Here is a 12,981-nt window from a genome sequence, read left to right on the forward strand (position 1 = left end):
CTCCAGATTCGTTTTCAGCGCTTATTTGGTGCCCGGGACGTCTTGCGGTATATAAAACAATTCTTCACTGAGAATGACATCGGTATGCCATTCACTGCCGTCGCTGCCTGTCACTGCCTCACGTTGATCTTCCGTGGCGATACGCATCAGCCCAATACCCAGCTCGCTGACCGGCAGGTGCCCCAACGTCAATAGCTGCATGATCGCGTAGGCGTCGTCACCCAAGGGGTTGCCGTCGTTCTGCCAGCGCTGATAGGTCTGGGCAAAGTTGTTGAATGCCGAGTCACTCAGCCAATGGTTAACCAGCGCGACATGCGCCGGGAATTCGGCCATCGTGGTCTGTTGCACCCAGTTAATCAGCCCGTCTGCATCAATATTGCCGCCCTCGAACAGCCCGCGGTTGTGTACCAGGCTGACGACAAAGGAAAAACGGTCGCTGATGGCATGCCCTGAGCCGCTAAAACTCCATTGAAAACGCCAGGCATCCTGTTCTGGCGGGAAGTCCTGCTGGCTGCCCTGTTCTTTCTCCACCAGCACTGTCCCGGTCACCGGATCCCGCGCTTTCACGGTGGCTTTCAGCAGCCAGTCGTCGCTGTCGCCCGAAACCTGCGGCGTTTTTTCTGCCTGGCCATTCATCGTCAGTGAAAGCGTCGCCGGGCGAATGACAATGCTGTCGCCAACCTCGGCCATTGCGGGGTAAGGGCTCTGATCGTTGCTGGCCAGCAGACGCTGATTTTTATCCGTCGGCTGGCTATCTTTCTGCGCATAATTCAGCCGGTAATCCATGTCCTGCAGCCAGACATCGCTGTTTCGCCAACGCAGGTTCTTGCCGGCCCAGGCGGCCTGTAAGTTATGCAGGTTATTCGCCAACTGCTTACTGTTGGCGGTGCTCAGCGTAAAACTGTCCCCGCTGGTGGCGATAACCAACTGCCGGCTCACATTCCGTTTGCTGCTCTCTTCGATCAGGATCAGATCAACCAATTGCCCCTGAACGATTTTACCCGCGCTGCCTTTTTGCGTGAGGGTCACCTGTTGCCCTGCAATACTGAAATTATCCGGTGTCTTTTCATCCGTAAAAGCGGCATCCGGCATCAGCGGCAGCAATTGGCGATGCTCAATCAGATAAAAAGGCAGTTGGCTGAGGTCCGGGTTATCGGCGAAGCATTCGCTGTTCAGGCCAATGCGCGCCGCGATGCGTTTTTGCAGCGCGGATACCCGGTCAACGCGAATATTGATCCGGTCATAGCCCAGCGACGGCTGCTGCGCCAGATAAGCGCGCTGGGTGGCGAGAAAATCCGCCAGATCCAGCGTCAGCGGTCTGGGCGCCCGGCGGGTGCCGAAATACCCCAGCAGGTATTGCAGATAATCCAGCTCACGGTAAAAGTTTTCGCTGTTCAGTGCGCCGCCGTCATCGGAAAAGATGGCGGCATCCTGCTGCTGAAATTGGGTCAGTTCAGCGGCATAGTCCTGATGCACCTGCTGATTCACCGAGTCTTTGGCATAAGGCCAGAGGGTGCCGCGGATCAGGTTGGTTTTATCCCGCTCGGTAAACGCCAGCAAATGGGGCAGCAGCGCCAGCTCCGCGCAGCCATCGGCCAATTGCTGATCGGCAGGCAGCAGGAACTGGTGCAATTCGCGTACGCGATCGTCAATGACCTCGTCGGGCCGTTGCAATTGATAGCACTCCGGCAGGCGCTGTCCGGCGGGCGTATAAGCGGCCAGATCGCGCAGCCGCCCGGCCGGCATCACAACCGGGGCCGTGGGTTGCGGTGGCGGCGTGCTCAGATAGGCGGCCACTTTATCGTGCTCCGCCCTTTCGTTGATCCCGCCTTTGGCAATCAGGGTCAACGGGCTGCTTTGAGAGGTCAGCAGCGTCAGCGGATCATCCCCCCATAACTGCGGGAAAAAACCGGAGGCCACCTGCCACGACCAGGCGTCACCGCCCTCGGCCGTGATCTGCGCAGGCAAACTGCCGGCGGAAAACCGCATGACGCCGGCCACACCATCAATGTCCAGCAACCGGTTAAACAGCAAGCTGAGATTAAGGGTTATTCCCTTATCCGAGATCAGCGCTGCCGAATCCCGTTGCCAGCCATACTGTAAAAACGGGCCTTCAAAGATCTCCTCGCTACCGTAACCCAGTTTGCCCAGCTCTTCGCCGGTATAACGCCTGGCCGGGGGCAGCAACAGCTCGCCGGTTACCTGGAAAACCTGCGCCACGATCTGATTCACATCCCTTACGTCATCAGACAGCTCAAGGGTTATCTGCGGGCTGAACGCCGCCGGTTCCAGCCAGAGGATCCGCGAGACCTTCTCCCCCAGGTTACGGTGATTAGCCAGAAAATCGGCAAGATACCGTTCCACCTTGGTGCGCTCATCCGATGACAGCGTCAGGGTATAGCGGGTTGGCAGAAGGTAAAGCCAATAATTCCCGCGCAATGTCATCTCTTGCTGACCCTCACTGCCGACCTTCGTCGGCTCTGCAAAGCTGTACTCCCGCTTTTCGGCGTCATACCACCAGTGGAAACGGCTCTCCTGCGGCTCTTTAATCAGGCGAGCATCCTGGAAAAGAAAATCGGGCGCGCCGCCGGCAATCGCCACGTCCCTGCCGTGCAGATCGCGCAGCGCCCGACGGTAATCTTCCTCCGTCACCGTATTGCAGGTCAGTACCTGATGCGGGCCAAAGTCCGCCGGAAACAGATTTTCTTGCCCTGCGCGGGTGAGCAGATCATTGAGCGACAAGCTGGCCCGGTAACTGAGATCGGCGCTGTTCCAGGTGAGGGCTTGCAACAATGTCATGCCGGGATCGTGATCGCCGGTATCCGTCCAGAGGTTCCCACTGAGCGGCTCGATGATCTCCGTGACCTGCCGCCAAAGCGTGTCAAAGGAAATATCGTCTCTTACCCGCTGAAACAACGCGTTTTCTTTAGACATGGTGCTCTCCGTTCAGGCTGGTTGCCTCAGGTTCCGGAAGTAGAATGAGGACTTCATTGTCGCCGGCGATAATAGTCTGCTGCTGATCCACCCCGTCCTGGTCCGTCAGCGTCAGGGCGAGTACCCGCTGCACCAGAGGGAATTGCTGGATCGTCGCCAACAGTTGGTAATAATCCAGTTGATTGCCGGGCGTAACCGCCAGCTGTTGGTTTTCCCCCCAGGGCATATACCGCCGTTGCAGCCAGCCGGCCAACTGTTGGTAGCCGTACCCGGCGCTGATCCCGGCGGTAAACGTCACCCGATAGCGCGCGGTGATATCGATATATACCGGATTAACCAATTCTGGGGTGACCCACAGGCTGACGTACTGCGCCAGCCACTCGGCCATGGTTACCAGGCGCCCGGGGCTTAACGCCGGGCGCAGCGCGTCATCGTTGTCCCGGTAGCGGCTGTCGGGGATCACCAGCAACTGCTGGGTCTTCGGGGCGGGGATCCGGTTGAGTTGGGCCACCCCGGGCGTTTGCACATCAAACAGCTGGGGGTATTGCTCCATTAACAGGCTGCGCATGTCTCCCCAGGTGATGCCGCGCCGGCGGTGGGTAATTCGGGCGGCTGCCCGCGCAAACATCTTTTCCTCCGTTTCGCGAACCTTCCCGCCAGTGGACGGCAGCGGCTGGCTGACGCGGCTGATTTCCGCTATCGGGCTGACTAACTGGCTAATGGTGCCTGCCGGCAATGCCTGAACAAAATGGCTGTCATCAATGTCGGTCGTGTTATCCAGAGTTGCGGTCATAGCCCCGGCCATCACCGCCCGCAGCATCGGCGCCCTGTCGGTGGAAAGGGTTGCCCCCCCGGCCGGGATCGCTTTTATCCAATAGCACTCGGCTGCGCGGCCATCACCGCCCGGGGCGCAATCCGCCGGCAAGGTCGCCTGCCAGAGCGCGCTGGCGGACAACCCGCCGGTGCCGTCCAGAAGCTCCGCTTCCAGCGGCAACCAGACCTCTTGCTGGCTGTAATAGAACCACGAAAGCGCCAGCGCCTCCGACGCACTCAGCGACCAATAGACCGACAGCGAGTCGCCGGGAGCGACCTCGCTGAATCCGAGGTATAACGCCTGTCCAATCTGCGTCGATCTCTGCGCTTTTGCCATCGTGGGCAGGGGCAACGCACAGTGAAAATGGGTGTCGATACCGCTCACCTGCGGCGTCCAGGGGGCATTTTTGCCGGCGGGCGCCTGCCGCCAGGCTGCGTGTAAAAAATCAGAACTGCACAGTTCCACCCTGACAGTGCAACCAGAAACAGCGGCGGCTAACGCCGGCAGCATGACGCGCAAGGCCGCCCCCTGTGGCACCCCCTCACCGGAAAACAGCGCTTGCTCTTCGCTTTGCCACAGCCCTCCTTCCGGGGTAAGCAGATGAATCCGCACCTTGAAGACCGCATTATCCGCCGGCGGCTCGGGATAATCGGCATACCAGCGGGGGAAACTCTCCTGCGGCACGTCGTGCCACCGTGGCTCAATGGTCAGCTCACCGCCGGTGCGTAAAAACGCCGCAGGCAGCGCAAGCTCAAACGCATTGCCCAACTGAGGCTGCAAACCGAAAGGAAAGCTGAAAGCATGGATATGGCCGTCCCTGTTGTGGGAAAGATAACTGACTGCCGGATCATTGCTGACCGTCAGAGTCAGTGAAGCGGGTAATACAACCGCTTCTCCCGCAGGAAACCGCAGCGCTAGATGCGGGGTTTTCCACGCCTGTGGGGCTTCTTCCCGCTCCCTGCGCAAGGTTGCGGAAGATAAAACATACACTGTCCGTTGCCCATCAGTGCCGGCCGGCCGGAAATCGAGATACGCGTTATCGCCCACCAACGAAAAAAGCGGCCCGCGCGTATCCTCGGTTTCCCAACGCGCCTCCAGTTGCACGTCGGCATTCAATAGCCCAGGCGGCAAGGTCAGAAAAATGTTCTGATTCAGTTTTTGTTCATTGTCCGTGGCGGAAAACAGCCGAATACCGTCCGCTGGCAGATCGATATTGTTATCCTGATCCAGCGCAGTGCAGATCCACCATTCACTGCCCACCTCACCGGGCTTCTCCTGACGCGTCCAGCACAGCTGGCTAAGCCGCTGCCGGGTGATCAACAGCGCCTCGTCGGTGCGGTAAAGGATCGCATTCCCCGCGCCGTCCTGGCCCGCATCCAGCGGCGTACCGATCGGCAACAGGTATTGCGCGATATCCCTCTGCAACGCAAAGCTGACCACCACCCGATCCGGCTGATTGTCTCGCGGGGAAAAACCCAGCAAATTCTGGTAGTAAAGCGAGCGGTGCCGCGCCGGCAGGGTATTCATCAACAGCCTGGGCGTTTCCAGCAACCGCAGTAATGCCAGTAAAAAAGCCTGATGCGGCGGCAATGCTCTGCCCGCCAGAGAAACATCCCGATAAATCTCACCCAGTTTATCCGGCGTCCGTTCAGCCAGCCAAAAACGGTCCCAGGTGGCATTTTTATCGCCGGCAAAGGGAATAAGCCGGGTATATTCCTCGATATTTTTCAGCACTGCCGCCGCCGTGCGCGGCTCCAATTCAAAGGTGCTTTCTGCCACCGCGACAGCCAGCTTTTTTTTCAGTTCTTCCAGGTCAGACATAATTATTTCACTCATATTCTGATGACGGAAAATAGGCAACCCTGGCTACAGAGCCACAAGACAGGATCTACCCCGCCGTAACAAAAGACTGGCTGTGCGTAAATTGCCCGCTTCCCGTGCTCGGTACCGGGGCCGGTTCCAGGCCTGACTGCGCGTTGCCGGCGGGTTTACCGGGCGTAAACAGCGCCGTAAACCGGCTGCCCACCACAATCACCGGCGTCGTGGCTGTGGCAAAGGGTGCCTGTTGATCCGGCGCCAGCGCGGCGATGGTAATGGTGCCGTCTCCCGAAATGGGGAAACCGGGACTGGTATAGGCTGCCTTAATCGAGACCTTTTTCTCGTCGCCCAGAATACATATTTTTTTATTATTGATGCTGGCTTCACCACTGCCATTAATTAACGTAGCGCCGATGGGTATCACCGTATATGCGCCAAATATTTTTTCAAAAATCAGTTGGTCACCATCCACAATGACAATATTGCTCATAATAACCTCAGCGTCTGGCCTTCATTGAGATTAAACGTCCCCTCGAGGGTTTCAGTAATATCGCTTCCGGAAAGAGAGACGCTAATTTGTACCCGTAACCGGCTCGCCTCATCACTTGCCGGCTGAATGGTGACGGCTTTCAATACCACCCGCGGCTCGTAGCGCAAAATACTCTCTTCAACCCGACTCTGTATTCTCGCCAACAGCTCATCGGAAATGTTTTCAAACAGAAAGTCATTCATACCGCCCCCCCAGCTTTCGCGCATAATCCGCTCGCCGGGTTCGGTCATGAACAGGACCTGAAGGCTCTGTAATACGGCGTCCGTGCCACCCGCCATTTTCACCCCCGTTTCAGGGGAAAATTTTGGCGGAAAAGCCCAGCATCGTCCCAGGGTATTAACTAATATATCGTCATTCATGATTAGCCCCGCTGCTGCGATATTATTTTTTCATATTGATACTGGCGCTGGTAATTTCCACCTGCGTTTTCCCATGAAGCGACAGCCCCTTTTCCGCCTGCTGAATAATGGCATCCGCCCTGAGCTGCAGGCTTTCGGCACCCTTGCCAGTGAGGGTGATGCTGCTCTTGCCTTCAGAGAGCGTCAGCGTGTTATTTTCACTGTCAATCAGCAGTGACGCCTTGGCATCGGCACTATTCATAACCAGGCCCTTGCGATTATTTTTTTTATCCGGCGGGAATGGCGCGTTGTTTTTCGGGTTATGCATGGCGTCTAAAATAATCGGGTAGCGCGGATCGTTCTCAATAAATCCCACCACCACTTCGTCGCCGGGCTCAGGGTAAAAACAGAAACCGCTGCCATGGCTGGCCCAGGGTTTGCCCAAACGGGCAAAAATAGATTCCCCAGGCAGATTAAGCGCCGGCAGATAAATGGGGATTCTGTCCAACTGCTGCGGATCGGCGGTAAATTCCGCCACCGTCGCAATATGCAGAGACTGAACCGGGGGAACCGGCTCAAGCAAGGCACCCGGCATGCCAATCAATAACTCACTCCGCCACCCCTGCGCCGTATCAAACCGCTGATTCACCCCGGTCAGTATGGCGGTGCCATCCAGGCCGGCACCGAATTTGTTCAGTTCGATGCTCTCCCCCAGTTTAAAATCCCGCGTTCCGTCCAATTCAATACGCCCCTGCACCCCGGTCAGCTGCAGGTGGTTCATCCAGGAGCGCGCAAGGGTATCGAGCGAGGTTTCCGGCAGGCAGCTGAACGCCTGAAGATAAGCCTGCCGCCGCCAGGAAGGCGTCGCCGGACCGATGCCGGATGTCGTTTTCCAGGGATCAAATTGGGATGTGCCGCTTTTGAATGCCGGGCTGAGTTGCTGCGTAGCAATATCCCACCCCTGCAACGAGAGGCTATCGGGCGTGAAGCGATTATCAAACGTCAGGTCAATGTCATACAGGCTGTACCCAGCGCGATCGCTATGGCGATCAAGTCTATGGGGCTGCCTCTCCGGCTTTGCCAGAGGAACGACCCTGACATTGTTTGACGCGGCATCGGGCAACATCCAGCAGTTTGTGGACAGCAGCCGGCTGCGCATGAAATGCCAATCGCTAACACGAAACTGCACCAGTTGTTCGTGTTGACGACTCAGTTGCTTCGCCGCCGTTCGGGCCATCGTCACCTCGGCCTGCCGAAACAGCGTGTTCAGTATTGCGCCGTCGTCTTGTTGCCGAAATACCCGGCTGCGGGGGAAAAACGTCAGCGTTTGCAGAGCATGGCGCGCCTCCAGCCTGACGGACCACAGCTTACCCCGCAGGGACATTTTCTTTTGCGTGAGATAACCACTGAACAGCGTGGCATTATCCAGTTCAATCACCACGCTTGCCCCGGTGGTAAAACTGCCTACCGCGTTCAACGTCTGCGTCTCGTCTGCGTCATTGCTGTCTGTTGGGATCTGCAGTTCCAGCTGCGCGGAAGGGATCTCATTAATCTGTTGCTGCACCCGCAGCCGGGTAATGCCAATCCGGCAAATCTTCCCGGCTATTTTCAGGACGATATTATTCATACCCCTCCCCTTTCGTCGCCTGCAGATAGTCCCCAGCCGCAAGGTCATCCAGGTTATCCAGATCGTTCTCCCAGGCCAGCGACAGGTAATCCACGCTGCCGGCCAGCGTACTGCCGGCGCTGATGGCCACCTGAGACAAAGAGGCCAGATCCGTTACGCTGACCAGCGCACTGGAGGGGGCTTTCTGATTCTTTTCCGTCTGCTGAATGACAAAGCTTTCATCTGCCACCAGGCTAAGGTGCACCGTAGCGCGCAGCGGCGTGGCGTCACGATCAAACAGGGTATAAGTAACGGACAGAGCGCTGGCTCGCCCGGCAAACCACCCTTTGTTTTCCCAACGCATTTTCCCCCAGGTGATACGCAGGAAACAGGGGGAGTCAGTGCCGGCATCCACCGCGCAAAGTGATTTCAGCATCGCCAGTTGGGCCTCCACCGGCGTGGAGTTTCCCGGCATCTGGCCGTCGAACAGCAGGTTGAGGCTGAGGCCGAGCGGTTCGGAGATCACAAAGCGATTACTTTGAGAAGATTTATTGATGGTATCTTCCGTCCGGTAACGAGTTTGATAATCCAGGTGAATACTTTCCGGGTTATACATTACCTTCATACTACCCGCAGGGATTTTCCCTTCCCGATCTTTCCAGGCGCTGATGGTCAGCCTTGCCAGGCCGCGTTCGAGCAGGCTCACAGGTGCCCCCTTTCCAACAGATGCTCCAGGATTTCCTGCTTGAGCTTTTCGAGTAACCGCTGCTCATCCCATGGCGTGGGGCCTGTGGCCCACAACGGCGCGGCCGATGGTGTCGGTTCCGTCACCTGAACCTGAATCACCAGTTCCCGGATCTCGATAGTCATAGTTTTATCCCCAGCATGCGCATGTCCTGATAACGGAGTTCAAGCGTGTTAATCAATACGGTATTGCTGGCGGCATCCAAATCGCCCATTTGCCAGCGCACCGGCAGTGCATGACTCAGCGTCCAGGTTGTCACCGGCAAAGAGGATTCGTTCAACAGCATGATCACCACGTTCGCCCACAGCGTGCTTTCCCGACGCAGAACGCGGTCAAACTGCTGCGTCAGCACCGAAGCGTTCATCACGCCACGCTCCAACACCAGGCTGCCGTGATTGACCTGTTCAGCCAGCCAAAGGTTGCGCGCATTCTCCCCGCCTTCACGGTGCTGGCTCACCGCCAGCTCGCGCGATAAACCCGACACGCGCTGAAAAGCGATATCCAACGGGCTCGGGATATTGTTGAATAAAAAATTGACCATAAAACGATGAGCAACAACCGGCGTATCCATCATCAACTCCCATTTAATGCTGTTTCTGCGCCGTCACGCATGTCCAGCGTCAGGTTGATATCAATGAACTCCGCCGGCGCCAACAGGGCCAATTGAACCCTGAGGATCATTTTGCCGGCGCTTATATCTTCGGCGGACATGGTTTCGTTCAACCCGATACCGAGCGTAAAAGCCTCTTCCTCCGTCGCACCGTAAAACATGCCGGCCAGCCATTGCTGGCGTAGCCATGTCCAGACTTGACCTTTCAGTTTCATCCAGGTCAGCGCATTATTCGGCTCAAACATAAAAGCGCGTGCCAGCCGGCCAATCTGACTCTCCACGCTGTTTGCCAGTAACCGGGTCTGAATATAGCGCCAGGGGGTCGTCCGATCGTTTAAGAGCGTTCGACACCCCCACAGACGAACCCCTTTCCCCGGGAAACTGCGGATCAGGTTGCAGGAAACGCCTTGTTGATTCAGCAATGTCTGAGACTGAAGAATATTTCGGGCAGGCCGGAGGGTCTTCGCCAGGGGAATATTGGCGGGCGCCTGCCAAACACCGCGTTCAACGGCATTGCGCTGAATGGCCGCGGCTACCGCCGGCAGTGGCGACAGCAGACGATAGGCATTATCCTCCCCCGTATCGGCCACATAGCGGGTTTCCAGGCGTGGCCACCAGGCTGCGCCGTTTTGACACAGTTCGGCGGAAAACAGGCCGTTTGCCAGCTCAATGGCCTGAGAAGGTTCATCCGGCAGTTCAAGCAGCGCAAAGCGTTGCTGCCCCAGGTTGCATAATTGCAGCAACGCCTGCCAACTTTCATACCAAAGCGCCGCAGCGTCGAAACCGGAAACCAGCGCGAGATCGTTTAATTCGCTGATCTCTGGAGCCAGCAATAAACCGGTATGGTTATCTGCGGCTATCGCCTCGCGCATTTGCGCACTCTGCAATGCGGTAACCAGCGCCTTTAAACGCTGGGTGTCCTCCGCCGCACCTGCCCCCAGAGAGAGCACATAACACCCCTGCCCCTCATTATCAAAGAAGTGACGCAAAGCCAATGCCAGCGTTCCATGCCGGCCAAAGAGGGATATCGCCTCAGTCAGAGAACCCACGCTATGCGGCACCATAGTTTCAATGCGTGTTACGCCCTGAGCCTCAAGGGTATAACCAATAAACAGCGGCACCGTTACCGGGTCGCCTGCCGGCGCGGGGGTTAACAGGGTTTCGTCGATCGAAACCCCGGGATTGACCATTGCCATCAGGGTGTCCTTTTATTTGCATGAAGAAACGAACGGCTCGGAGGCGTTACTGCGACATATCCTGGGTAAATTGCAGGATAATGAACTCCGCCGGCCGCACCGCGGCCATGCCCACCTGAACGATCATTTTTCCCTGATTGATGTCATCCGTGGTCATGGTGACATCCTTGCCGATGCGCACAAAGTAAGCCTCGCTGGCTTTGTTGCCGCTTAAGCCCCCCTGGCGCCACAGGCTATGGAGGTAGTTTTCAATCGCCGTGTGCACCCGCTGCCAGGTCAGTTGGTGGTTCGGTTCGAATACCATGGGGAGAATCGCCTTTTTGATGTCCCGCTCTGCGGCGTCAAACAACCTGCGTACCGGGATATAGCGCCAGTTATCATCGTTCTGCAGCGTGCGCGCCCCCCACACCACCGCTCCGCGGTCACGGAAATAACGGATCACATTAATACCTGCGAGATTCAGCGCGCCCTGATCGTCATCCGTGAGCCGCACGCTGACGTCACTGACGCCGCTCAGCACCACATTGGCCGGCGCTTTCCAGACGCCGCGTTCACGGTCGGTTTTGCAATACACGGCGGCCATCAGCGCAGAGGGCATCACAGCCTCGGCGCTGTCGCCGACAGGCAGCAGAGCGGGGTAATAAACCGCGACATGAGAGGAATTTTTGAGACTGTCAGATACCTCGCCATCAGCACTGTCGGCCAACAGGAAATAGCCCTGATTTTTATTCAGCAATTCTTTTAATCCTGCGTAGACCTTCTCGCGAAATGCTGCGTCATTTTCAGGTACAGAAATCAGGGTGATCTCCCCCACGGCTTCAATCTGTTCAGGCAATGCCTTGAAAGCGTCGTCGTCTCCCGCTGCCGTTGCCAGTACATAACATGCGCCGCCGCCATTCTGAAAATAGAGTCTGATCGCCTGATATGAGGCAGCCTGCTGCGCCTGGTTGCCGGTTTCGGTGGTTTCGGTGGTTTCGGTGGTTTCGGTGGTTTCGGCGGTTTCGGCGGTTTCGGCGGTTTCGGCGGTTTCGGCGGTTTCGGCGGTTTCGGCGGTTTCGGCGGAAAACAGCTGCGTAAAACTGAGCCAACTGCTGATGCGGATAATAACGTCGAGATTTCCCTTATCGATAGGTGTCAACAGGGTAATAAATAACGGAACGGCGGTCGCGCCCTGGCTGACTGAAATTGCCGGAGAGGCGTCTTCTTCAATATAAACACCTGGAACTGAGGTCACGGTAGGCATGGTTATTTTCCTTCGGTCAATTAAACACAGGGGAATTACTGCGGCATATCCTGGGTAAATTGCAGGATAATGAACTCCGCCGGCCGCACCGCAGCCATGCCCACTTGAACAATCATTTTGCCCTGATTGATGTCATCCGTTGTCATGGTGAGATCTTTACCGATGCGCACAAAGTAGGCCTCGCTGGCTTTGTTGCCGCTTAAGCCCCCCTGCCGCCACAGGCTGTGGAGGTAGTTTTCAATCGCCGTTTGCACCCGCTGCCAGGTCAGTTGGTGGTTCGGTTCAAACACCAGGCTCCTCATCGCCTTTTTGATGTCCCGCTCTGCGGCGTCAAACAGCCTGCGCACCGGGATATAACGCCAGTTATCATCGTTCTGCTGCGTGCGCGCCCCCCACACCACCACGCCGCGGCCACTGAAATAACGGATCACATTAATGCCCAGTTTATTCATCGCTCCCTGAGCGTTATCCGTGACCCGCACGCTGACATCGCTGATACCGCTCAACACCACATTGGCCGGCGCTTTCCAGACGCCGCGTTCACGGTCGGTTTTGCAATACACGGCAGCCATCAGCGCAGAGGGCATCACAGCCTCGGCATTGTCGCCGACAGGCAGCAGAGTGGGGTAATAAACCGCGGCATGAGAGGATTCGTCGATCCCGGCAGGCACCTTGCCATCGGCACTGTCGGCCAACAGGAAATAGCCCTGATTTTTATTCAGCAATGGGGCTAATGCCTCGTAGACGATCTTGCGAAATGCTGCAACATTGTAAGGCGCAGAAAATAACGTGATCTCCCCCACGGCTTCAATCTGAGCGAGCAACGTATTGAGAGCTCCAGCTTTCTCATCCTTCAACGCCAGCACATAGCATGCACCGCCGCCATTCTGAAAATAGAGCCGAATCGCCTGATATGCGGTTGCTTGCTTCTTGTCGGTTCCGGCAGAAAACAGCTGCGTAAAACTGAGCCAACTGCTGACGCGGATAATAACGTCGAGACTTCCTGCATCGATAGCTGTCAACGGGGTAATAAATAACGGAACGGCGGTCGCGCCCTGGCTGACTGAAATTGCCGGAGACGCGTCCTCTTCAATATAAACCCCTGGAGTTGAGGTAACTGTAGGCAT

General features: G+C 56.9%; 11 protein-coding genes. All 11 read right to left on the reverse strand.

From position 1 onward, the window contains the following. Positions 1-21 precede the first annotated feature (21 nt). The 11 genes from D4100_RS07365 to D4100_RS07410 all read right to left on the reverse strand — a co-directional run bounded on the left by D4100_RS07365 (position 22) and on the right by D4100_RS07410 (position 12,981). Positions 22-2,934, reverse strand: a complete 2,913-nt coding sequence (locus D4100_RS07365; RefSeq protein WP_119803825.1) for a hypothetical protein — start codon at positions 2,932-2,934, stop codon at positions 22-24. After that, complete coding sequence (locus D4100_RS07370) at positions 2,927-5,569, reverse strand: baseplate J/gp47 family protein (protein WP_119803827.1); 2,643 nt, start codon at positions 5,567-5,569, stop codon at positions 2,927-2,929. The genes D4100_RS07365 and D4100_RS07370 overlap by 8 nt, the downstream gene beginning before the upstream one ends. Positions 5,570-5,636: 67 nt before the next feature. Next, positions 5,637-6,056 carry a hypothetical protein gene (locus D4100_RS07375; RefSeq protein WP_119803829.1) on the reverse strand — a complete coding sequence of 140 codons (420 nt, stop codon included), beginning with the start codon at positions 6,054-6,056 and terminating at the stop codon, positions 5,637-5,639. Then, a complete protein-coding gene (locus D4100_RS07380; RefSeq protein WP_119803831.1) occupies positions 6,053-6,475 on the reverse strand; it encodes a GPW/gp25 family protein in 423 nt (140 codons plus the stop codon). Before D4100_RS07380 ends, D4100_RS07375 begins: the two co-directional genes overlap by 4 nt. Positions 6,476-6,497: 22 nt before the next feature. Continuing rightward, the gene (locus D4100_RS07385; protein WP_158586334.1) at positions 6,498-8,081 is read right to left on the reverse strand and encodes a phage baseplate assembly protein V; all 1,584 of its coding nucleotides are present in this window, start codon (positions 8,079-8,081) and stop codon (positions 6,498-6,500) included. After that, positions 8,074-8,766 (reverse strand): CIS tube protein, encoded by a 693-nt coding sequence (locus tag D4100_RS07390; RefSeq protein ID WP_119803835.1) that lies wholly within the window; start codon positions 8,764-8,766, stop codon positions 8,074-8,076. The genes D4100_RS07385 and D4100_RS07390 overlap by 8 nt, the downstream gene beginning before the upstream one ends. Next, entirely contained in the window at positions 8,763-8,930 is a 168-nt protein-coding gene (locus tag D4100_RS25665) for a DUF5908 family protein (RefSeq protein WP_158586335.1), read from the reverse strand. The genes D4100_RS07390 and D4100_RS25665 overlap by 4 nt, the downstream gene beginning before the upstream one ends. After that, on the reverse strand, positions 8,927-9,379 hold the full coding sequence (locus D4100_RS07395; protein ID WP_420876394.1) for a phage tail protein: 453 nt from the start codon (positions 9,377-9,379) through the stop codon (positions 8,927-8,929). The genes D4100_RS25665 and D4100_RS07395 overlap by 4 nt, the downstream gene beginning before the upstream one ends. After that, entirely contained in the window at positions 9,379-10,611 is a 1,233-nt protein-coding gene (locus tag D4100_RS07400) for a phage tail sheath family protein (protein ID WP_119803839.1), read from the reverse strand. The genes D4100_RS07395 and D4100_RS07400 overlap by 1 nt, the downstream gene beginning before the upstream one ends. A gap of 46 nt (positions 10,612-10,657) precedes the next feature. Further along, a complete protein-coding gene (locus tag D4100_RS07405; RefSeq protein ID WP_119803841.1) occupies positions 10,658-11,854 on the reverse strand; it encodes a phage tail sheath family protein in 1,197 nt (398 codons plus the stop codon). A gap of 35 nt (positions 11,855-11,889) precedes the next feature. Continuing rightward, positions 11,890-12,981 carry a phage tail sheath family protein gene (locus tag D4100_RS07410; protein WP_119803843.1) on the reverse strand — a complete coding sequence of 364 codons (1,092 nt, stop codon included), beginning with the start codon at positions 12,979-12,981 and terminating at the stop codon, positions 11,890-11,892.

It is taken from the genome of Serratia inhibens (assembly GCF_003591175.1).
Taxonomy (GTDB): Bacteria; Pseudomonadota; Gammaproteobacteria; order Enterobacterales; family Enterobacteriaceae; genus Serratia; species Serratia inhibens.

Bases quoted from the DNA above. Each gene is read 5' to 3' on its own strand.
- D4100_RS07375 (WP_119803829.1), bottom strand. From the start codon at position 6,056: ATGAGCAATATTGTCATTGTGGATGGTGACCAACTGATTTTTGAAAAA.
- D4100_RS07410 (WP_119803843.1), bottom strand. From the start codon at position 12,981: ATGCCTACAGTTACCTCAACTCCAGGGGTTTATATTGAAGAGGACGCG.
- D4100_RS07405 (WP_119803841.1), bottom strand. From the start codon at position 11,854: ATGCCTACCGTGACCTCAGTTCCAGGTGTTTATATTGAAGAAGACGCC.
- D4100_RS07400 (WP_119803839.1), bottom strand. From the start codon at position 10,611: ATGGCAATGGTCAATCCCGGGGTTTCGATCGACGAAACCCTGTTAACC.
- D4100_RS07365 (WP_119803825.1), bottom strand. From the start codon at position 2,934: ATGTCTAAAGAAAACGCGTTGTTTCAGCGGGTAAGAGACGATATTTCC.
- D4100_RS07385 (WP_158586334.1), bottom strand. From the start codon at position 8,081: ATGAATAATATCGTCCTGAAAATAGCCGGGAAGATTTGCCGGATTGGC.
- D4100_RS07395 (WP_420876394.1), bottom strand. From the start codon at position 9,379: ATGATGGATACGCCGGTTGTTGCTCATCGTTTTATGGTCAATTTTTTA.
- D4100_RS07380 (WP_119803831.1), bottom strand. From the start codon at position 6,475: ATGAATGACGATATATTAGTTAATACCCTGGGACGATGCTGGGCTTTT.
- D4100_RS07370 (WP_119803827.1), bottom strand. From the start codon at position 5,569: ATGTCTGACCTGGAAGAACTGAAAAAAAAGCTGGCTGTCGCGGTGGCA.
- D4100_RS25665 (WP_158586335.1), bottom strand. From the start codon at position 8,930: ATGACTATCGAGATCCGGGAACTGGTGATTCAGGTTCAGGTGACGGAA.